The sequence below is a fragment of the Sporosarcina sp. FA9 genome, from assembly GCF_051550205.1.
Lineage (GTDB): Bacteria > Bacillota > Bacilli > Bacillales_A > Planococcaceae > Sporosarcina.
Map to the genome: position 1 here is coordinate 868674 of NZ_CP188819.1, position 23024 is coordinate 891697.

General features: G+C 41.0%; 17 protein-coding genes. 15 read left to right on the plus strand and 2 right to left on the minus strand.

The features are described 5' to 3' along the window. Nucleotides 1–79: 79 nt before the first annotated feature. The 11 genes from secA to ACP8HH_RS04120 all read left to right on the plus strand — a co-directional run bounded on the left by secA (nucleotide 80) and on the right by ACP8HH_RS04120 (nucleotide 12365). Nucleotides 80–2587, plus strand: a complete 2508-nt coding sequence (secA, locus tag ACP8HH_RS04070; RefSeq protein WP_438316197.1) for a preprotein translocase subunit SecA — start codon at nucleotides 80–82, stop codon at nucleotides 2585–2587. Between the two features lie 37 nt (nucleotides 2588–2624). Then, nucleotides 2625–3726 (plus strand): peptide chain release factor 2 gene (prfB, locus tag ACP8HH_RS04075; protein ID WP_438319029.1). Its coding sequence is split into 2 segments (ribosomal slippage): nucleotides 2625–2696 and nucleotides 2698–3726, totalling 1101 coding nucleotides; the frame shifts between segments, so codons are not numbered across the junction. Nucleotides 3727–3953: 227 nt separating this feature from the next. After that, a complete protein-coding gene (gene cccB, locus ACP8HH_RS04080; protein ID WP_438316200.1) occupies nucleotides 3954–4289 on the plus strand; it encodes a cytochrome c551 in 336 nt (111 codons plus the stop codon). Nucleotides 4290–5005: 716 nt separating this feature from the next. Continuing rightward, entirely contained in the window at nucleotides 5006–5692 is a 687-nt protein-coding gene (gene ftsE, locus ACP8HH_RS04085; protein ID WP_438316203.1) for a cell division ATP-binding protein FtsE, read from the plus strand. Next, nucleotides 5682–6566 (plus strand): permease-like cell division protein FtsX, encoded by an 885-nt coding sequence (gene ftsX, locus ACP8HH_RS04090; RefSeq protein WP_438316206.1) that lies wholly within the window; start codon nucleotides 5682–5684, stop codon nucleotides 6564–6566. The genes ftsE and ftsX overlap by 11 nt, the downstream gene beginning before the upstream one ends. A 36-nt stretch (nucleotides 6567–6602) precedes the next feature. Beyond that, nucleotides 6603–7910, plus strand: coding sequence for a murein hydrolase activator EnvC family protein (locus ACP8HH_RS04095; RefSeq protein WP_438316209.1), 1308 nt, complete (start codon nucleotides 6603–6605; stop codon nucleotides 7908–7910). A gap of 121 nt (nucleotides 7911–8031) precedes the next feature. Continuing rightward, a complete protein-coding gene (locus tag ACP8HH_RS04100) occupies nucleotides 8032–8673 on the plus strand; it encodes a hypothetical protein (protein WP_438316212.1) in 642 nt (213 codons plus the stop codon). Beyond that, the gene (locus ACP8HH_RS04105) at nucleotides 8670–9245 is read left to right on the plus strand and encodes a redoxin domain-containing protein (RefSeq protein ID WP_438316214.1); all 576 of its coding nucleotides are present in this window, start codon (nucleotides 8670–8672) and stop codon (nucleotides 9243–9245) included. The genes ACP8HH_RS04100 and ACP8HH_RS04105 overlap by 4 nt, the downstream gene beginning before the upstream one ends. 67 nt (nucleotides 9246–9312) lie before the next feature. After that, nucleotides 9313–10755 (plus strand): S41 family peptidase, encoded by a 1443-nt coding sequence (locus ACP8HH_RS04110; RefSeq protein WP_438316216.1) that lies wholly within the window; start codon nucleotides 9313–9315, stop codon nucleotides 10753–10755. Between the two features lie 185 nt (nucleotides 10756–10940). Then, the gene (locus ACP8HH_RS04115; RefSeq protein WP_438316219.1) at nucleotides 10941–12092 is read left to right on the plus strand and encodes a PDZ domain-containing protein; all 1152 of its coding nucleotides are present in this window, start codon (nucleotides 10941–10943) and stop codon (nucleotides 12090–12092) included. Nucleotides 12093–12119: 27 nt separating this feature from the next. Beyond that, on the plus strand, nucleotides 12120–12365 hold the full coding sequence (locus ACP8HH_RS04120; RefSeq protein ID WP_438316222.1) for a CsbA family protein: 246 nt from the start codon (nucleotides 12120–12122) through the stop codon (nucleotides 12363–12365). A gap of 183 nt (nucleotides 12366–12548) precedes the next feature. Here ACP8HH_RS04120 and ACP8HH_RS04125 read toward each other — a convergent pair whose 3' ends face one another. Continuing rightward, nucleotides 12549–12857 carry an AzlD domain-containing protein gene (locus tag ACP8HH_RS04125; protein ID WP_438316224.1) on the minus strand — a complete coding sequence of 103 codons (309 nt, stop codon included), beginning with the start codon at nucleotides 12855–12857 and terminating at the stop codon, nucleotides 12549–12551. Beyond that, nucleotides 12857–13582 carry an AzlC family ABC transporter permease gene (locus tag ACP8HH_RS04130; protein ID WP_438316226.1) on the minus strand — a complete coding sequence of 242 codons (726 nt, stop codon included), beginning with the start codon at nucleotides 13580–13582 and terminating at the stop codon, nucleotides 12857–12859. The genes ACP8HH_RS04125 and ACP8HH_RS04130 overlap by 1 nt, the downstream gene beginning before the upstream one ends. Nucleotides 13583–13744: 162 nt before the next feature. Between ACP8HH_RS04130 and ACP8HH_RS04135 the strand changes: the two genes are divergently transcribed. From ACP8HH_RS04135 to ACP8HH_RS04150, 4 genes are all read left to right on the plus strand, one after another. Continuing rightward, the gene (locus tag ACP8HH_RS04135; RefSeq protein ID WP_438316229.1) at nucleotides 13745–14368 is read left to right on the plus strand and encodes a TVP38/TMEM64 family protein; all 624 of its coding nucleotides are present in this window, start codon (nucleotides 13745–13747) and stop codon (nucleotides 14366–14368) included. 312 nt (nucleotides 14369–14680) lie between these two features. Then, nucleotides 14681–18175 (plus strand): helicase-exonuclease AddAB subunit AddB, encoded by a 3495-nt coding sequence (gene addB / locus ACP8HH_RS04140; protein ID WP_438316232.1) that lies wholly within the window; start codon nucleotides 14681–14683, stop codon nucleotides 18173–18175. After that, nucleotides 18153–21845, plus strand: a complete 3693-nt coding sequence (gene addA / locus ACP8HH_RS04145; protein ID WP_438316235.1) for a helicase-exonuclease AddAB subunit AddA — start codon at nucleotides 18153–18155, stop codon at nucleotides 21843–21845. The genes addB and addA overlap by 23 nt, the downstream gene beginning before the upstream one ends. Beyond that, a complete protein-coding gene (locus ACP8HH_RS04150; protein ID WP_438316238.1) occupies nucleotides 21842–22987 on the plus strand; it encodes a DUF418 domain-containing protein in 1146 nt (381 codons plus the stop codon). Before addA ends, ACP8HH_RS04150 begins: the two co-directional genes overlap by 4 nt. Nucleotides 22988–23024: the final 37 nt, after the last annotated feature.

Consider the following 23024-nt stretch of genomic DNA (forward strand, 5'->3'; position numbering starts at 1 on the left):
AATAAAAGGGTTTAGACATTTGCACCGGACTAAAGGCAGTGTTAAAATGAAGGGTGAATTAAATGAGGATGTGACCTAAATGCTAAGTGCTTTATCAAAATTATTTGACTCGAATAAACGAGATATAAAGCGGTTGGAAAAAGTTTCAGATCAGGTCGAAGCTCTAGCTTCCGACATGCAAAAACTTTCGGATGATGAACTTCAACAAAAGACAGAAGAATTTAAAGAACGTATTGGACGCGGGGAAACACTCGATTCACTTCAAGTTGAAGCATTTGCGGTTGTTCGTGAAGCATCGACTCGAGTGCTCGGTATGACTCCGTTTCGCGTCCAAATTATAGGTGCTAGTGCTTTACATGAAGGAAATATTGCTGAAATGAAAACCGGTGAAGGTAAGACGCTTACATCGACGCTATCGGTTTATTTAAATGCGCTTGCTGGAAAAGGTGTTCACGTTGTAACTGTGAACGAATATCTTGCGAGTCGTGATGCTGAGGAAATGGGCAATCTTTATGAATTTCTTGGTTTAACAGTAGGCTTAAACTTAAACAGCATGTCAAAAGAAGAAAAACGTGAAGCATACCAAGCAGACGTGACGTATAGTACAAATAATGAACTTGGTTTTGACTATTTACGCGATAATATGGTGCTTTATAATGAACACAAAGTACAAAGGCCACTATTTTACGGCGTTATAGATGAGGTTGACTCAATTTTAATTGATGAGGCTCGTACGCCGCTTATTATTTCCGGACAAGCTGCGAAGGCTGCTGAACTTTATAGACTTTCGAATATGTTTGTTCAAACTTTAAAAGATGAAGAAGACTTTTCGTATGAAGAGTCGACTAAAGGTGTTGTTTTAACAGAGTCTGGAATTGAGAAGGCTGAGAAAGCATTCAGCATCGACAACTTATTCGATCTTAGTCATGTGCAGTTGAATCATGTGATTAATCAAGCTTTAAAAGCAAGAGTGAGTATGCATGTCGATATCGATTATGTCGTTGAAGAAGGCAATGTTGTTATTGTCGATTCATTTACAGGACGTCTTATGAAAGGTCGTCGCTACAGCGATGGACTGCATCAGGCAATTGAGGCCAAAGAAGGTCTGGAAGTTCAAAATGAAACTATGACACTTGCAACAATTACATTCCAAAACTTTTTTAGAATGTATGACAAGCTCTCTGGAATGACAGGTACGGCGAAAACAGAGGAAGAGGAATTCCGTAATATTTACAATATGAACGTTATTGAAATTCCAACAAACCGCCCAATTGTCCGTGATGACCGTGCAGATTTGATTTATTCTTCAATGGAGGGAAAATTCAGAGCTGTTGCGGAGGATATTAAAGAGCGGAATGCAAATGGACAGCCGGTTCTTGTCGGTACAGTTGCAATAGAGACGTCTGAAATTATTTCGAAATATTTGACAAAATACGGGGTCAAACATAATGTGCTGAATGCAAAAAACCATGGCCGCGAAGCGGAAATCATTTTAGAAGCGGGTCAAAAAGGTTCAGTTACGATAGCTACGAACATGGCAGGACGTGGTACAGACATTAAGCTCGGTGATGGAGTCGTTGATGTCGGTGGTCTTGCGGTACTTGGTACAGAACGTCATGAATCACGTCGAATTGATAATCAGTTAAGAGGTCGTTCAGGACGTCAAGGTGATCCAGGAATTACGCAGTTCTATTTATCGCTTGAAGATGAACTAATGCGCAGGTTCGGTTCCGACCAAATGAAATCAATGATGACGCGTCTTGGTATGGATGATACGACACCGATTCAATCGAAAATGGTCTCCAAATCTGTGGAGTCAGCACAAAAACGCGTTGAGGGGAATAACTTCGATTCACGGAAACGTCTTCTTCAATACGATGATGTGCTCCGTCAACAACGGGAAATCATTTATAAAGAACGAAATGAAGTTCTTGAATCTGAAAACATTCGCGGCATTGTTGAGAAAATGTTGCAGTCTGTTATTGAGCGTGCGGTTTTAGTTCATACCTCAGACACGAGTGCGGATAACTGGACGCTAAAAGCTCTTGAAGATTTCATAGGGGCGAATCTTTTACCTGAAGGAAGCATTACGAAAGCGGATTTGGATGGTAAAACGGCGGATCAGATAGAGGCAATGTTAAACGAAGCAGTGCTCAATCGATACGATGAAAAAGAAGAAGAAATGACGGGGGAGCGCATGCGCGAATTCGAAAAAGTAATTCTTCTTCGTGCAATTGACTCAAAATGGACGGAACACATTGATGCGATGGACCAATTACGTCACGGAATTCATTTACGTGCTTATGGTCAAACCGATCCACTTCGCGAATATCAAAGTGAAGGTTTCGCGATGTTCGAAGAAATGGTTCTGCTTATTGAAGACGATGCCGCGAAATACGCAATGAAGGCTGAAATACGCAATAATCTTGAACGTGAAGAAGTGGTTAAAGGGCAAGCAGTGAATCCGAAAGAAGACGGGGAAGCTGTTCGTAAGAAACCAGTTCGTCGCGCGGTTAACATCGGTCGAAATGACCCTTGTACATGCGGCAGCGGGAAGAAATATAAAAACTGTCACGGTAAAAACTAATTAAAACGCAACATATTTCAGGAGGAAAATGCAAATGATCGAATTATCCGAAGTACGTAACGAGCTAGACAAATCCGCTAAGAAATTAGTCGACTTTAGGGGGTCTCTTTGACTTAGAAAACAAAGAGGCACGAATCCAAGAACTTGATGAAGTAATGGCGGAGCCTGGTTTTTGGGATAACCAAAATACAGCACAACAAGTAATATCCGAGTCGAACGCATTGAAAGATGTTGTCGGAGAATACATGGAGTTATCCGATGAACAAGAAAATCTTGAAATGACGCTTGAACTACTTCGTGAAGAGTTCGATGAAGAAATGCAAGAGGATCTTGGAGTTGAACTGAAGAAACATAAAAAGAAACTTGAAGCGTTTGATTTACAGATGCTTTTAAGCGGTGAATTTGACCGCAACAACGCCGTTGTGGAGCTTCACTCAGGTGCAGGTGGAACTGAGTCCCAAGACTGGGCATCGATGCTTCTGCGCATGTATACGCGCTGGGCAGAGCATAATGGTTTCAAAGTAGAGACACTGGACTACCAAGCAGGCGATGAAGCAGGTGTTAAATCTGTGACATTAGCGATTAAAGGGCATAACGCTTATGGCTATTTGAAAGCTGAAAAAGGCGTACATCGTCTTGTGCGGATTTCTCCATTCGATTCATCAGGACGTCGCCATACATCGTTCTCGTCAATTGAAGTAATGCCGGAATTTGACGGCGATATTGATATTGAAATTCGAACTGAGGATCTTAAAATCGATACGTACCGTTCAAGTGGTGCAGGCGGTCAGCACGTCAACGTGACTGATTCTGCTGTACGAATGACGCATTTACCAACAGGTGCAGTTGTAACTTGTCAGACGGAACGATCGCAAATTAAAAACCGTGAACGTGCCATGAACTTACTAAAATCAAAACTTTATCAAATACGGGTCGAAGAAGAGCAAGCACGCCTTCTTGAAATTCGTGGAGATCAAAAAGAAATTGGTTGGGGAAGTCAAATACGTTCATATGTTTTCCATCCGTATTCAATGGTGAAAGATCACCGAACAGATGCAGAAACAGGTAATGTTAGTGCGGTTATGGACGGCGAAATCGATCTCTTTATAAATGCATATTTACGTTCGCAGATTTCGTGATTGGCCGAATTTTCAATAACGAGGTTTGAGTTTGAAAAACTGGGTATATATAAGAATAGATCAATCTACTTTGGGCAGTTCACAAATTTGGTACAAATGGAAAAGCTTGTTAGTATCATGTTTTAACTGTTGAAAGTTATAATGCCGAAATTTATATGGGGTTCAAAAGTGTGTAATTTTGGTATACTTACTTAGAACGATACTATTCAGTCGAAGGAGGGAATTACTTGAAGAAAACACTTTTAGCAGTATTATTTGGTGCAACGCTCGTGCTTGGTGCATGTGGCGGAGACAAAGCGGTTGATAAGGATACTTCAACGAACACTGGAACTGAAACAGCTTCAGCTGATGGCGAAACAATTTACAAAGCAAACAGCTGTGTTTCATGTCATGGTGGAAACCTTGAAGGTGGAGCTGGTCCCGCGCTTGATAAAGTTGGCGGACACTTGTCTGAGTCTGAAATTCACGACATTATCGTTGACGGTAAACCAGGTATGCCTGGAGGAATCATCAAAGGCGACGAAGCTACAGCAGTAGCAAAATGGCTTGCTGAAAAGAAATAATTCGTACCCTTTAAATTAAAACCGAACTAAGCATTTGCTTAGTTCGGTTTTTTCTATGGAACTTAAATTTACCATATATCCAGCTGATTGGAGTGCAGAGTGGCGACTCCAGCGGGATCAGCGCGAGCTGAAGACCCCACAGGAGCGTGGTTTTCGCGACGAGGAGGCCGAATGAGGCCGTGCCCAAAGAAGAATGAACTGTATTCTTCTACGCCGGAAAGCGCAATCTGGAATGGAAAGCAACGGCTAACAGGATTCTCTAGCTCCTTCGTTTAATGTACAAATTTTTTCATTTGCTGAATTTAAAGAAACTGTATACATAGAAGTCGATTGGTTTTACAAAGGGGCTTATCTAAAACTAGTATGAACAACCAACAAGGTTAATAACATTCACCTCATTAATCTACAAAGAAAACTAAGAATCTACCTTATTTACAGGGAAACTGCTTTATTGATAAGAATTTGCTGTTTATTAAAATAATAGTGTGAAGGAATAGAGGACTTTGCCAAAAAGAGTCGAATAGTCAGATTAGTATAGTAAGTATATGTTTTTATCAAGTTAATATTGGTGGAATGACAATTTTTTCGGACAACAATTGACACGGATATTGTTAATTTAACAAATGAAATATAACTGTAATAATTCGATGAGCGAAACATGTTACAATAGGTTTGTTGGATAAAATCAAAATGCTTAAGATTCAGGTGGTTTTTACATGATTGTGATGAAAAATGTTTACAAGAAGTACCCGAACGGTGTAGTAGCTGCAAATGGTATTAACATCGAAATTGGTCGAGGCGAATTTGTCTATGTTGTTGGACCGAGTGGGGCCGGAAAATCAACATTCATTAAAATGATGTACCGAGAAACAATACCAACAAGCGGTGAAATTATTATTAACGGCATTAATATTGGAACACTGCGTGAAAAAAGAGTCCCATATTTAAGAAGAAAGATAGGCGTAATATTTCAAGATTTCAAACTTTTACAAAAGTTGAACGTTTATGAAAATGTGGCGTATGCACTTGAAGTTATTGAGGAATCGCCAGAACAAATCAGACAAAAAGTGACCGATGTCCTTGCGCTAGTGGGGCTTACACATAAAGCTAGAATGTTTCCTACCGAGTTATCGGGCGGTGAACAACAGAGGGTTTCCATTGCGAGATCGATCGTCAATGTTCCGCAAGTTGTTATAGCGGACGAACCAACAGGTAATTTAGATCCGGAAACTTCATGGGATATCATGAGGATTTTTGAAGAAATTAATTTACGTGGGACAACCATAATTATGGCCACACATAACAAGGAAATTGTTAACAAGATTAGACACCGAGTTATTGCAATCGATGGAGGAATGGTCACCCGAGATGAGTTCGGAGGTGATTACGGTTATGAAAGCTAGAACGATAAGAAGGCATATACGTGAAAGTTTTAAAAGTTTAGGTCGAAACAGTTGGATGACATTTGCATCTATTAGTGCAGTAACAGTCACGCTTCTTCTTGTAGGTGCCTTTATTGTCGTAATGATGAATCTCAACGAATTGGCAACAAATATTGAAAAAGATGTAGAAATAAAAATGACTGTAGATCTTGCTGCTGACAAAGAAGTTATATCCAGTCTTGAAGAAAAACTACGTTCAACGGATGGCGTACTCGAAGTGATATATTCTTCTAACGAAGAAGAGCTAGACAAAATGATGAAAGATTTCGGTGATGAATTCGGACTTTTTAAGCAAAACAATCCACTGCGTCATGCATTTTATATTCGAGCAAAGGATCCGCAGCAAACAGCTGCAATTGCAAAGGAAGTAGGATCTTTCGATTATGTGTATGAAGTAGTTTACGGCGAAGGTAAAGTTGAGAAACTTTTCAACGTGCTGAATTTAAGTCGTAACATTGGAATTGGTTTGATTATTGCTCTTTTATTCACAGCGATGTTCTTAATATCAAACACGATACGTATAACGATTGTTGCTAGAAAAAGAGAAATCGAGATTATGAAGTTAGTAGGGGCCACAAATAATTTTGTGCGCATTCCGTTTTTACTAGAAGGAATTTGGCTCGGTATTTTTGGTGCAATTCTACCTATGGTTATACTTACAATTTCCTATACGAACATACATAACTATTTAGAGCCACGACTAGTAGGAGAACTATTTCAACTACTAAATGTGACACCATTCCTTTATCAAGTTAACGGCTTACTATTGTTCATGGGCATCTTCATTGGAGTGTGGGGAAGCTTTATGTCAATTCGTAAGTTTCTAAAGGTTTAAAATAGCAAAGTGTGATTATGAGGGGGAACTTACGAATTGAAAATTAATAAATGGATATTGTCAGCAGTAATGGCAACTTTCCTAATGTCTTCAATCATGCCGAACATATCTGCGGCTTCTTTAAAAGATATGAAAGATGAACATAATGAACTTGAGAAAAAGAAGAATGATTTGAATTCAGGAATTAAGCAAAAAACAACTGAAATAGTTGAGAATCAGTCAACAATTGCAAAGATTATTGAACAAATTACTATTTTAAACAATAAAGTAACAGAAACAAATGATAATATTGAACGAATGGAATTTGAAATTGAAGAAACTACAACTGAAATTGAGGCATTGAAAATCTCAATTAAGGACCTCATTCAAAAGATAAAAGAACGGGATCTTGTACTTCGTGAAAGAGTCCAAGTGATGCAAGTGAAAGGCAACACAGTAAATTATCTTGATGTATTACTTGGAGCGAATAGCTTTTCAGACTTTATAGACCGTTTTTCTGCTGTCAGCACGCTCATGGATGCGGATCGTACAATTATGAAACAACAAGCTGCTGATCAGGAACAATTGGAAGTAGAGAAAACGGTTGTTGAACAAAAACTTGCAGAACAAGAAGAGAATAAAAGTGAACTAGAAGAGATGAAGAAATCTCTTGAATCACAAAAGAATGAGAAAGACAGTCTTGTATCACAATTGGAAGTAGAACAATCAAAATTAAAGACTGAGAAAAGCAATTTGGAAGAAGATTATCATGAAGCTCATGAATTGAGTAAAGAAGTAGAACAGGAAATTGTTGCCGAACAAAAGCGACTTGCTGAAGTGGCTCGTAAAGCTGCTGAAGAAAAGAAACGTAAAGCAGCAGCTGCTGCAGCTGCGGCAAGGGCAGCGGCTAATAATAGAAATTCTAGTTCGTCATACACACCACCAGTTTCCAATGGAACATGGACAAGACCTGCAAGTGGAAGGGTGTCATCAGAATTTGGTTATCGTAACCATCCTATATACGGCATAAGTAAGCTGCATGCAGGAACAGATATTGCAAACTCAATTGGTACTAGGGTTGTAGCCGCAGGTGATGGCGTTGTATCCACTGCTCGTTTTCACGGCACACTTGGAAATCATATAGTAGTGACCCATTCAGTGAATGGATCAATATTCACAACAGTTTATGCTCATCTTTCAAGTATTGGTGTTTCACCCGGTCAAGTTGTTGAAAAAGGGCAAGCAATTGGGAAGATTGGTTCGACAGGGGCCTCAACAGGTCCGCATCTGCATTTTGAATTTCATGTGGGGTATTACTCTTCGGGTTCTGGTGCAGTAAATCCACGTCGCTATGTACCTATTTAATAGTATTGGAGTCCGCAACTTTAAATAGCTGCGGACTCTTTTTTTGTGGGCAAAAAAGTCGCAATCCATACATAAATTCGTTAGGATACACGTGAGAATGAACTTAAGGAGCAACAAAAGAATGTCGGATACAACGATGTATATGATTGGTTCTATTTCAGTTCCCTCATCATGGATAGCTCTTGCCGTGGCTTTTGTTATCGCGTTTGGTGTTGTTCGAATTAGAAGTGGAAAGCTTCCAGCGGATGTCTTTTCAGATGCACTCTTTTATTTTATTATTGTTTGGAAGTTAAGTGTTATTTTAACGAACTTTGAAACAGTCATAAAGTCGCCTCTTTCTATTATATATTTTAATGGTGGGATTGTAGGTTTTTATCTAGGACTCGCAGTTGCTGGAGTAAGAATTGTATTTGAAATTAGAAAGAATTATTCAGTTGAAAGGCTTGTAGCACTTTTTGTAGGTGCAGTTACCGTCCAAGTAGTCTATCAAATACTTATGGTTGCAATGAATCCGGACGATTGGATTGTTAATCTCGTAACGATTGGTTTATTTCTTGGCTTTGGTGTACTCGTTTGGATAAATGTGCATAAATCAAGAAGTTGGGCAATTCAGCTCACTGTATTATGGATAGCAGTACATGTCTTTGTTGCGGCTTTCCAAGAAGATGGAATAACAGCAACGCCTGTTATTGCAACGGCTTGTATAGGAGTGTTTTTTGCAATTTGTTTGAACTTTAAACGTGAATCGGAGGAGAAATTATGAATAAGAAGACAGTAGGAATCTTAATAACTGCTCTAATTATTGGAGCAATGGTTGTGTTGACCGTAAAATCAAATCTTGAAAAAGCAGAACCTATTCCACAATCGACAGGAACTGGGGACTCACTTGCTGAAACTACAGGGTTTAAGCCGGGAAACATACCACCTGATTTCGAACTTACTACGCTTTCTGGTGACGTTGTAAAACTATCCGATTACAAAGGGAAAAAAGTGATACTCAATTTCTGGGCATCTTGGTGTGGACCTTGTAAAGCTGAAATGCCGCATATGGAAAACTATTATAAGAAAAATAAAGAGTCCGATAATGTAGAGATTGTCGCAGTTAATTTAACAAAACAGGAACGCAAAGGGATGGACGGCATTGAAAAGTTTGTGGATGCATTTGGACTTAATTTCCCAATCCCTCTTGATGAAGATGGGCGTGTAATGGATGCGTATGCCGTTATTGGGATTCCAACATCTTATTTTATAAATACAGATGGAACAATTGGTCAAAAAGTTGTTGCAGCAATGGATGAGAAAACGTTAAAAGAGTATGTAGATAAATTGAATTAATAGAAGCTTGGTTTCTGATGTCGTATTGTTTCCTCGTCGTTCATATAGTGAACGGAGGAGGAGTGGTATGCGTAGATTCCGGGCTTTTTTATTCGCAATAGTGGCAGTTGCCGCTGTCGTATTATTTATATTTATAAATGGTACGTTTAGTAAAGGGGGGAGTGTGGATGGAGCGCCGAATGTAGCCGTTTCTGTAATCGATGAGGCGTTTTCCATCATTCAAGAAAGGGCAGTTTACCCAGTCAATGAGAAGATGATTACGGAAGGTGCACTGCGCGGAATGGCGGACTCGATTGGAGATTTATATTCGACGTATTTAACGGCAGATGAAGCTGCGGCTCACAAGGAGTCTCTTGCTGGCGAGCGAATTGGCATCGGGGCTGAAATTACAAGGACGAATGGGAAGTTTGTAATTGTTGCCCCCATAAAGTCTTCTCCTGCTGATAAGGCCGGTCTACGTCCTTATGATGAAATTGTGCAAATCGACGGAGTACGAGTAGACGGTGACACACTTAAAGACGTTGTCAAACGTATTCGCGGGAAAAAAGGGACGACTGTGTCCATGACTATTTTTAGACCGGATCTAAATAAACATCTAGAGTTGTCTGTGATACGAGACGTGATTGCAGTGAAAACGGTGTCGAGTGAAGTGATACAAGATGGTGAGCGGAAAGTCGGTTACATATCGATTACGACGTTCGGGGCGGAAACAGCTGCTGAATGGCAGAGAGCAACGGATAAGCTTGTAGGAAAGGGTATACAGGGACTTATAATTGATGTCCGTGGAAATCCAGGCGGATATTTGCATAGTGTCGCTGAAATTGCAGGAAGTTTATTGCCCGAAAAAACTGTTTTCACCTTTATGCAAGATGCAAAAGGAATTATGACGCCACTCGTTGTGGAAAAGTCTGAAGACTATACATTTAATGAAAAACTGAAAAAATTGCCGGTTGTTTTATTGCAGGACAAAGGCAGCGCTTCGGCTAGTGAAGTACTCAGCGGTGCGTTAAAAGATTTAAAAAGAGGTTATATCACAGGAACAACGAGTTTTGGTAAAGGGACTGTTCAAGAAACAATTGACTTATCGAACGGCGGGGAAGTAAAGTTGTCGACTGCAAAATGGTTGACGCCGAAAGAAACTTGGATTCATGGAAAAGGTGTTGCAGCGGATCTTGAAGTTGAGCAAAACGCTCTATTTGACGAACATATTCGGATTGTGACTGGTGAATTTAAAGAAGGCGATTTCAATGAAGATATCGCGTATGCACAACGTTTATTAATGGCATTAGGGTATAATGTCGGTCGTGAAGATGGTTATTATGATGAAAACACTACCGGGGCAGTTAAAAACTTCCGAACAGATATGAAAGTCGATACAAAAAATAGTATGGACCGAAAGTTCTTTCTAACAATGAAAACAAAAATAGAAGAGTATCGCAATAATCGGGAAAATGATGAACAGTTTCAAATGGCTCTAAGTTATATGTATCATGAAATGAGTAGTCGATGAGTCTTAAAAATAAGGCATTTTGACAATTGGTTTACCAGTTGTTGAAGGCCTTTTTTTAATGGAATAAAAAGAGTTCCCGCGAATGATTCAAAATGGTTCGCATAGCAACTACTTTATTTGTTACAATAGTAGTAATGTACGTGTAGGAGAATGGACGGTGACGGTTCGTGACAGAGAATATAATAATGGATGGTTTACAAATGGTTGCGTTATTCTTTTTGAACCCGCTGTTAATAGTCGCGCTAATGTCAGCAGTAGTACTTGGCTATTTCCGGGTGAAACGGGAGCGTCGAAGTTTTAAAGTACGCTTATTACCTGGTTTAACAGAATTAAAACGACTTGTTTCGGAGTCATGGATTTATGGTTTAGTGTTGTCAGTCCTAATTTCTGGCGTTGGCTTAATTGTTGATCCTGGATGGCTTGTTTTATTTTGTGCGGTTGCTCTTATTTCCTTATTTACTTTTTACTATAAAATTGCATCACCTATTTACTTTACGGCAATTGCGTTTTTCGGACTTTATTTCTTGGGGGAGTATGCAAGCGGGTTTTCTTATTTAGGTTGGTCCGTTGGAAATGTGGATCTTCTTGGGGAGCTTGCTGTGACAATTCCTGTAATTGCAGGGTTGCTTTTAATTGCCGAAGGACTTTTAATTAGTCGTCATTCAATAAAAGATGCTTCGCCATTTCTAACAAGAACAAAACGAGGGCTAAGTGCGGCTGCGTTTAAAGGAAAGCGATTATGGTTATTGCCCATCGTATTTCTCGTTCCGGGTGATATGATTTCTTCTTATCTACCATTTTGGCCACAGTTTACGCTAGGCGAATCTATGTTTACATTTGTTCCTGTTCCTGTAATTATTGGGTTTTCTCAAGTTGCACGATCGGCTTACACAGATGTATTATTTCTGAAGATAGGTCGGTCAATTGTTGCGGCAGGTGTTTGTGTTCTTATTGTCGGCCTAGCGGCTTTGTGGCTGCCTGTTATAGGATGGAGTGCGTTACTTATCGGAGTTGTCTTACGGGCTCTAATATCAATGAGAGCGTCATTAGCAGAACGGAGTCCAACGTATGCAGTTGCTCCAAGTTCAACGGGAGTTGTCATTGCGGGTGTGTTGCCCAATTCCCCAGGTGAGAAAATGGGGCTACAAGCAGGTGAATGCATTCGGTCGGTGAACGGTCGTCAAGTGAGTAACGAGAAGGAATTGTATGACGCGATTCAAATAAACGCTGCGCATTGTCGTTTGCAAGTAATTGGACGAGACGGGGAAGTGCGGTTAATGCAACAAGTGATTTATAGACACGATCATCATCGACTTGGACTTCTGGTCGTTCGCTAAAGAATAGAACTGGAAGGATTGGTCTTATTGGATTCGTTTGAAACAAAATTACTTTTAGCGCTTTTTCTGCCAGGCCTTCTTGTCGTATTTTTTACGCGAGTTACTTTTAGTCATATTGTTGGTTTGATATTGACGGTCGCTTTAATAGCAGCTTCGGTTTATGCGGGCTTTACGCACAACTGGATCCTATATGTAGCAGACGCACTTTCGCTTACGATTGGATTTTGGTATGCAAAGAGAATGGTCGACAAAGCGCGAACAGAACAAGAATGAAGCGGAAACTTGTTTTGGGGGAGTGTTCCTTCTACAAGTTTTAAAGTAACCCGTTGATTTCCGTTCCAGTCGGAACGGAAATCAGCGAGCAGCAGGAGTCTTGTTAGTTTAATATAAATTGCACAAAAAAAAAGACCTTGATGGTCTTTTTTTTGCATTAAATTCTTCATTCAGCCAGTCGTTTTACATTACCAAACTGTATAAAGCGAGTGCGCCGATTGTTCCAAGGACTACGAACATTACACCACCGCCAAAAATGGCAATTAAGAAAGCGACTGCAGCACCAATTACTCCGAATAAAATATTTCCTTCTTGAACATATAAGACCGCTGGGAAAATGAGTGCCCCGAGAACAGCATACGGAATATTACCTAAGACTGCTGTTATGAACGGAGGTAATTTTATTCCGTCTAAAAAAGTTAGGGGAATCATTCGAGGAAGGTACGTTACAAATGCCATTCCAAAAAGCATCCACCAATATGTAGGTCCCATCAAACTTCCTCCTTCTTAGAATACATTTTCTCGCTTGATTTTCTACGTTTTGTATAAAGGATTTCAACAAGAATTGCGGATACAAGTGTTGCAACAAGAAGTGCCCACCCTGTTGATAAAGTTTCAGTAATGAATAAAACAAAGTGAATGATTGCAGCAAGGGCAGCAAGTAGGACAACTTTCCGGTTGCCTTTCATGGATGGAACAAGCAGTCCAATGAACATTGCATAAAGTGCTATCGACATCGCTGCTTTTAAAAAGCCGGGTAAGTTTGCTCCGATAATATGACCGATTGCCGTGAAAAGGACCCAACTTCCATAGGCTATTAAATTTACACCCAAAGCGAATGCTGACGATATTTTTCCTTTTACACTTGTGGCTAGTACTGAAAAACTTTCATCTGTTATACCAAACGCAACAATTGCTTTAATCCATTTTTTATCGGGTTGCATCTTTTCGTTTAGAGATGCCGTCATAAGTAAATGACGGATATTGACAACGAATGTATTAAAGACGATTAATAGTGGATTAACTGAGAGTACTATTAAACTAAGTGCCATATACTGCGATGCTCCGGCATATACGAAGATACTCATAGCCGTTGTCTCAAAAATGGATAGTCCTGCAGTTTTAGCAAGTAAGCCAAATGTTAGAGCAACAGGGAAGTATCCAATCGCAATGCTCATTCCTGCTTTAATTCCTAATGAAAATTGTTTGCTCGCCATATTGTCACATCTTTCTTGTGTTGTTTTAGTGATTATACTACATAATAATGGTTTAATGGGTTTATAATAGGGGGAATAGTTAGTAAAGGGTATTTTGTAAACTATAATTGATAGGTTAGTTGGGTATACTTGTCAAGTCAAGATAAATGAGGGTGTTATTAGATGAATGAATGGTTAGATGTAGATAAAATAATAGAATTGTCGCGGAGTTACCGTGCGTTTGGGCCACTAATTGGTGTGTTGCTTCCTTTTATTGAATCTTTTTTACCTTTTCTACCACTTTTCGTATTTGTATTTGCGAATGCCGGTGCATTTGGCCTTTGGTACGGCTTTCTTTTATCGTGGGTCGGTACGACAGCAGGTTCGTATGCAGTATTTTTACTAATTCGTAAATATGGACACAATCGCTTTTTCAGTTTTATTACGAAAAATCCACGTGTTCAAAAATTAATTAAATGGGTTGATCGGAATGGTTTTGGGCCTTTGTTTCTACTCCTTTGTTTTCCGTTCACACCTTCAGCGCTCGTAAACTTAGTTGCAGGATTGTCGGATATGAAGAAAAAGTATTATTTACTAACACTAATGGCCGGGAATTTAGTAATGATTTTCACAGCTAGTTTCATTGGGTACGATTTAAAGGCACTTTTAACAAACCCAATTCGAACTGCGATTGTGGTCATTGCAATTATTCTACTATGGTTAGTAGGCAAACGGATTGAACTTCGTATGAATGCGAAAGTCGAAGCCGATTTCAAGTCCTTCTCCACTCAGCACGACAAAAAGTAAAACGTGCAACCTACTGAGCAACCATCTTTTTTAAAGGGTGGTTCTTTTTAATTTTGCCAGATTCATAGCAAATTACGGAAATCAAGGTGTTTGAATAAATCATGGCAATGAAAAGCACTTGGACCCTTTAGGGTTTTTCACGGTGTTGTGAGGTGTTGGGGAAACGTCGTGGGGTTTCGAGAACGTTGCGAGGTTCATCAACTTCTGCTTTTCGTAGCGTGGGCGGATACAAAGTGGCGATAATTCTGTACAATAGAAGGATAGAGGAATCGATTTTAGTAGAGTGGTTTAGAAAGAATAGGGGGATTGTACATGTCATTGCGATTCGTTACTGGGAGGTCGGGATCTGGTAAAACGACTTTCATTCAGCGGGAGATAGCGGCAGAACTGAAACAACGGTCACTCGGGACACCGATACTAGTAATTGTGCCCGACCAGATGTCCTTTTCTGTGGAGCATAGTTTGTCTGTCAATTTCGGATTGAATGGAATTATTCGTGCACAGGTTTCGACGTTTAAACGCCTTGCTTGGCGAGTGCTGCAAGAAGTCGGCGGCATAACACGAAAAGAGATTGACGGATTCGGTTACCGGATGCTTGTACGAAGTGTTCTCGAAGACAATCGTGACGAGTTCAAGCTGTTTCGACAAGCCGCGAGTAAGCGTGGATTTACGGAACAAATTGGTGATTTATTAAAAGAATTTAGCCGCTATTGTTTGGATTTCCAAACGATGAGTGAACTTCAAACAGCACTCATAGAAGCGAATGCACCGCGGACGCTGATAGATAAAGCAAGTGATTTAGAACTGCTGCTAACAAAAATTGAAGAACGACTGGGCACTACATATGTTGACAGCGAAGGTCATCTCGCCTTGCTCGCTTCGCAAATAAAACATGCGGACCTATTAAATGGAGCGGACATATACATCGATGGCTTTGAGAATTTCACAACAAGAGAATATGAAATCATAACGGAACTAATGAAATATGCAAAACGAATGACTGTTGTTCTGCCAATGGAAGGTGCATTAACCGGGTTTGCGGATCATGAATTGTTTTTCAACCCGGTTCGAACATCGCTCCGTTTACGGGGAATCGCTCGGGCGGAATCGGTTGAAATCGAAGAAGATGTGTATTTGTCGGAACCTGTTCGTTTTAATAATGATGATTTAATCCATATTGAAAAAGAGTTTGATCGATACCCTGCACAATCCAGAGAGACGACCGGAAATGTGCTTTTAATTGAGGCGACGAATCGCCGGGCGGAAATTCATGCAGTTGCTCGTAAAATCCGCGAGCATATGAGGGCCGGAAAACGGTATAAGGATCTTTCGATTTTGTATAGACAGCCGGAAAAGTACGATGAACTGATTGAAACGATTTTTCCGCATTACGATATACCTGTTTTTATTAGCCGGAAGAAGCCGATGTTGCATCATCCGCTCATTGAGTTTTCACGTTCCGTTTTGGATGCGGTCACATCGGGTTGGTCATACGAAGCCGTTTTTCGTGCCGTAAAGACGGACCTCTTTTTTCCACATGGAGAAGATAAGCGGATGTGGCGGGATCGTTCGGACCGACTTGAAAACTATGTTCTGGCACAAGGGATTTACAGCACGCGTTGGTTTGACGACAGCCGCTGGAAAGTGAAGAAGTACCGCGGGCTTGAAATGTATTCAGACGTGCAAACCGATGATGAGCTGCGTGCGGAGGAAGAGTTGCATCTGATTCGAGATTCAATTCGTGAACCGCTGAATGCCTTTGAGAAAAAGATGAAGCGAGCGAAAAATGGAATGGACGTGGCGGAAGCCTTGTTTGTATTCATGGAAGAGCTTCGTGTGTACGATAAAATCATTGATTTACGTGCGGAGGAAGAGCGTGCGGGTCGACTTCTTGGTGCAACAGAACATGAACAAGCGTGGAATGGCTGGATCAATGTATTGGATCAGTTCGTCCTTATGTTTGGTGAAAAAGCAATGGATCCGGTAGAAGCAACTCGGATTTTAGATGAAGGACTGGATTCGCTTGAGTTTACACGGATTCCACCATCACTCGATCAAGTGACCGTTTCGACGATTGAAATATCAAGTTTAATGAATATTGACGTGGTGTTTGTCCTCGGTGTAAGCGATGGCGTTTTGCCGCAAAGAATTGATAATGAAGGAATTTTATCAGATGTCGACAGGGAATGGTTCAGCACAATTGGATTTGAACTTGCTCCGACGTCGAAAATGAAATTGATGGACGAAACCTTTATGGCTTACCGAGCATTTACAGCACCCAGGGAACAGTTGTATATTTCATATCCCATAGCGGATGAAGAAGGGAAAACATTGATTCCGTCGATGTATATTGCTCGAATTCAGCAGTTGCTATTGAATACGGAAACGATTTATGCAGTGACAGACCCCTCTGAATTGTTGGATGAGGATGGATTTGATTACATAAGTCATCCTCGAGCTGCATTGCCTTTTGCTGCTTTGAAATTAAGAGAAGTGAAAATGTCAGGTGAATTATCGCCGAAATGGCAGGCGGTAATGGCTTATTACGAGAAGGATGCGTATTGGTCCACTGTGACAAAAGGCATTAAACGGGCGATGGACAGCGGCAGTAAAACCGAACGCTTAAGTCCGGAGATGACGACGGGTCTTTACGGGGAGTCTTTTGTTTCAAGTGTATCAAGAATCGAGTCCTATTACAGTTGTCCGTTTCAACATTATGCTTCTTTCGGGCTTGGGTTACGTGAGCGCTCGGAATACACTTTAGAGGCGCCGGCAATTGGTGATTTGTTTCATGCGGCACTGAAATGGGTGTCCGATGAGACGATGCGTCTTGATAAATCATGGGCGGAACTTACGAAGGAAGAGTGTTGGAAGTTGGCGAAAGATGCGGTCGAAGACATTTCACCGTATTTCTTTAACCGCATCCTTCTTTCAACGAACCGTTATATTTATATTCAGCGTAAATTAATGCACATCATTCAACGAACCATTTATTCATTGAATACACAAGCGAAATCGACGGTTTTTAAACCGATTGCGATAGAAGCGGCATTTGGACCAGGAGATGAATATCCGTCTCTAAAAATTCCACTTCGTCGGGGGGATACGATGCAAATGCGTGGTCGTATTGACCGCATTGATGCATCGGAAATTGCTGGGAAGAGTTATGTCCGTGTTATTGATTATAAATCATCTGCACGAAGCCTTGACTTGACGGAAGTATATTACGGATTGTCGCTTCAAATGATGACGTATTTAGACGTTGCACTGGAGAACTCCGATAAGTTGCTTGGTGATCATGCGGATCCGGCGGGTGTTTTGTATATGCACATCCATAATCCAATGATTCGACCGGGAACGGAATTGTCCACTGAACACTTGGAGTTAGAAATTGCGAAGTCCTTTAAAATGCGTGGTTATTTATTGGACAGTCCAAACGTAATCGAAGGTATGGACGATAGCATTGGGCAAACGTCTGCCATTATTCCGGCTGGATTTAAAAAAGACGGGACATTTACAAAAGCATCAAAAGTCCTTACAACAGATGATATGCAAATGATGCGGTCATACGTGAGAACGAAGCACCAAAAGGCTGGAAACGCAATGCTCGCAGGGGATGCACGTGTTTTTCCATATAAATTAAAAGAACGTATGCCGTGTCAATTTTGTTCATATCGATCGGTTTGTCAGTTCGATCCGAGCGATCCTACACAAGATTACCGGGCGTATGAAGAGCTTGGACAAGATGAATCGCTCGGAAAAATGCGTAAGGAGGTGGCAGGAGATGAATATACCGAAGAAACCTGAAGGACTTACTTTTACAGACGCACAGTGGACAGCGATTTGGGCATCTGGTAAAGACATTCTTGTTTCTGCTGCTGCAGGTTCGGGAAAAACAAAAGTCTTGATCACAAGGATGATTGAAAAAGTTATTGATGAGGAAAATCCAATCGATGTCGATCAATTGCTTGTTGTGACGTTTACGAATGCATCCGCAGCTGAAATGAGGCATCGAATGTCGGAGGCTTTGGAAGAAGCGATTGAAAATAATCCGGATTCTGTTCATTTACGCAGGCAACTGAATTTATTGAACAAAGCACAGATTTCGACATTGCATTCTTTTTGTCAAAATGTTGTGAGGCAATATGCGTATTTGCTGGATATCGATCCCGGTTTTAGAATTGCGGACAGCACGGAGGCGGCACTTCTTAGGGATGACGCGATTGGTGATGTTCTTGAAGAAGCGTATAGCGCGGAAAATCCCGAAGCAATATATCGTCTCGCGGACAGTTTTTCATCGGACCGAGATGATTCATTAATTGAGCGACTGATTGACCGTTTATACGATTACTCGCGCGTCCATCCATCCCCTGAAAAATGGCTGCGATTGATACCTGAGCAGTATGAAATAGACGGGATAAAATCGATTGATGACCTGGATTTTATCCGACCACTGAAAACAGCCATTCGACATTCACTTGAAGAGGCGGCGGCTTTGACGGGAGATTTACGACGTATCGCGCATATGCCGAATGGTCCCGAACCGCTTGCTGCTACTGCAGAGATGGATATGGTATGGATTGATGAAGCGATTCGCCGAATTACGACGGGTTCGTGGGAAGAAACGTATGAATTTTTTGGAACAATAAAATGGGTGCGCGCAGGCACGATTAAAAAAGATACATGCGACAAGGATCTTGCAAAAAGGGCAAAAGCGATTCGTGATGATGTGAAAAAGGTCGTCACTGCGATAAAAGAGTCTTATTTTACAAGGACACCCGCCCGTTTATTAGATGAAATAAAGCTCATGGCACCTGCAATGCATACGCTGATTGACTTGGTCATTGACTTTGGTGCACGGTATGAAAAAGTGAAAATTGACCGTGGAATTGTGGACTTCTCAGATTTGGAGCATTATGCACTACGTATTTTATCAAAAGAAGAAGATGGGGAACTGTTTCCATCGGATGTTGCTGTAGATTATCGAAATCGATTTGAAGAAGTTTTGGTGGATGAATATCAGGATACCAATCGATTGCAAGAGACGATTGTCCGTCTTGTGAAACGCGGTGGGGAAGGCGATGGCAATTTGTTTATGGTGGGCGATGTAAAGCAGTCCATCTATCGTTTCAGACTTGCCGAACCGATGCTTTTCTTAGGGAAATACAATCGTTTCCAAGGACTGGACGATCCAGGTGGACTGAAAATCGACCTAAATGCCAATTTTAGAAGTCGACGTGAAGTGCTTGACGCAACGAATTTCATTTTTTCACAAGTGATGGGGACGCGTGTCGGAGAAATTGAATACGACGATGCTGCGGCTTTGAAATATGGTGCTCAGTATTCTGCAGAAACGGTGCCGACAAATTTAACAATCCTTTATGAAGATGATGAAGAAGACTTGGACGAACAGGATTTACCCGAGCAAAGTTTGAAAAGTTCCCAAGCTGAAGCGCGGTTTATGATTAAAAAAATTAAAGAACTGATGGATTCGGGTGCAGAAGTAACGGACGCTTTCACGGATAAGCGGCGCCCTATGGAATATCGTGACATTGTGATTCTGATGCGTTCGATGACTTGGTCTGGGGAAATTGTGGAACATTTCAAGCTAGCGGGAATTCCTTTGTATGCTGAACTGTCCCGGGGATACTTTGATGCTCTTGAAGTGATGATCATGTTGAATACACTGCGAGTGGTTGATAACCCGTACCAAGACATCCCACTAGTGTCCGTTCTACGGTCGCCGTTTATTGGTATGACGGAAAACGAACTTGCACAAATTCGATTGACGGTGAAGAACGAACCGTTTTATGAGGCCTTAAAGAGATTTATAGCAACTGGTGGGGCGGGTGTATCGCCGGATACGCAAATGAAGTTACAAAAGTTTGAGCTCCAATTTGAAGAATGGCGGAATTTAGCGAGACGAGGTTCTTTGTCTGAACTTATTTGGCAAGTGTATACGGATACGCATTATTACGAAATGGTCGGTGCGATGCAAAATGGAAAACAAAAGCAAGCCAATTTGCGTGCCCTGCATGACCGTGCAATTGATTATGAAAAAACATCGTTTCGTGGCTTGTTTCGATTCCTCCGTTTTGTAGACCGAATGAGGAAACGGGGCGATGATCTCGGAGAGGCACGTTCGCTTACTGAAAAGGAAGATGTTGTAAGATTGATGACGATTCATTCATCCAAAGGACTGGAGTTTCCGTATGTTTTTCTAGCGGGTATGGGAAGAAAGTTCAATAAGATGGATTTCAATGAACCTTATTTGTTTGATCAACATTTTGGACTTGCGGTAAAAGCAATTGATCCGGATAACCGAATTACGTATACGTCGTTGCCGTTTTTGGCGATGAAAGAGAAAAAAGAACTTGAAATGCGTGCCGAAGAAATGCGGATATTATACGTAGCAATGACGCGGGCAAAAGAACATCTTTCTATGATTGCTTCTGTGAAAGAGATTGAACGGGAAATTGGGAAGTGGCAAGATGCACAGCTTATAGATCCAATGCTCATGCTTCCGGAATATACAAGATCGCGAGCGAACGGCTATTTGGATTGGATTGGTCCCGCGGTTGCAAGACATACAGCTTTTGGAAAGTTTGGAGTCCTACCGGGTGGACAATTTATCGATAGTCCATCGAATTGGGTAATCGATGCGATTCCATTTTCAGGGGTCTATGATGTGATGCCGGAAGTGGAAGAAGTGGCGGAAGAAATTGCTATACCTGAGCTTGATGAAATCGCTTTTGAAGAAGTGAAACGGCGTTTTGATTGGACGTATGATCATTCAAATTCCGTTACAAAACGATCCAAACAAACGGTCAGTGAATTAAAGCGTCTTGCTATTTTGGAACAATCGATTGACGAAGATCCATTTATAGAAAACGGCGACGAAGTCAGTACGGCGTATCTTCATGATCGTCCGGAATTCATGCAAAGACGTAAACTCTCACCAGCCGAAGTTGGAACAGCGATGCATACCATTATGCAGCATATTGATTTTCAAGCCGTTCAATCTGTAGAAACAGTAAATGAACTCGTTGTGCAGTTAACGGATAGACAACTGTTGACTACGGAAGAAGCAAAAGCCATCGATTCTCAGTCTGTCGCACGTTTTTTTACAACTGAGATTGCAGAACGACTGAAAAATGCTGTAGAAGTATCGCGGGAGCTTCCGTTTACGTATGCACATGACAGCGGGGATGGGGATTATCAGATTTTACAAGGGATTGCGGACTGTTTATTCAAAGAGGACGATGGTTGGGTGCTTCTCGATTATAAGACAGACCGATTGGGCAATCGTTTTGGGTCGGATGCTGGAATCGAAGAGGAACTGCAAAACCGCTATGGAATTCAACTGAACTTATATAGAAACGCGATTGAGTCGATCGCAAAAATTAAAATTAAAGAGATGGTACTGTACCTTTTTGAAGGCGATAAAACAGTGCAAGTCCGGGGGGAAGAAGTTTGAAATTATCACCAGTTACAATTGAAAAACGGGTAGAAACCCTCGATATTATGCGTGGGTTTGCTCTTCTAGGGATTTTTATAGCAAATATGCTTCATTTTCATTCGCCATATTTGTACTACGATGCATTCACTTGGTTTACGGCACCTGGTGAAATTCAGACGTATAAATGGATTGATATTTTTGTAGAGGCCAGTTTTTATCCTATATTCGCTATGCTTTTCGGATATGGACTAAATATGCAATATGAAAAAGCAATTGCGAATCGTTCCCCGTTTGCTTCAGTCGCTTCGAAACGGATGGGGATTCTCCTCGTTTTTGGTCTCTTACATGCTCTATTTATTTGGTATGGGGATGTCCTGTTTACCTATGCTGTAATGGGATTTATCATCATAGGACTGGTAAGGGTTCCTGCCAAATGGCTTGTTCCGATTGCGGCGGTATTGTATATTGTACCAACAACTTTACTTTATTTGGTAACAAAGTTCCTGCCGAATATGGACGGTTATGCTAATATTCAACAAATCGAACTCTCGGTAAGTGCTTATGCAATGGGGACATATAGTGAAATCTTTATGTTTCGTTTGTTCGAATGGCTCCTTTACGGGCTTACGAGCACGTTCATGGGAATCTTTATCGTATTGCCAATCATTATGATAGGCGTTGCATTGTCCAAATGGAAAGTTGTCGAACGTGCTAAGGAATTGAAGGGTCGTATTGCGGTCGTGACGATTGCTACACTTGTACTGGGAATTTGGATTAAGTCGTTACCGTATATTGGGAAACCAACAACGGATGTAGTCCTATTACAAGATATGTACGGCGGTATTATTCTTGCAACAGGTTATGTTGGGATTATAATGCTTCTTTGCACAATACCGGTTTTTAGAGCAGTATTCAGGCCGATTGCAAAAGTGGGACGGATGTCACTAACTACCTATATCACTCAGTCTATCGTTGCCACAACTATCTTTTACGCGTATGGTTTCGGTTTATATGGAAAAGTAGATCTCGCTACGGGAACATGGATTGCAGTCGGTGTTTTTGCACTTCAAGTCATTTTTGCCGAACTATGGCTATCAAAATTCCAGCAGGGACCACTTGAGTGGCTCTGGAGAAAAGGAACAAAGAACTTTGGAGAATAAAGAGGAAAATACGATAGATTTGTCGTAATAGATAGAT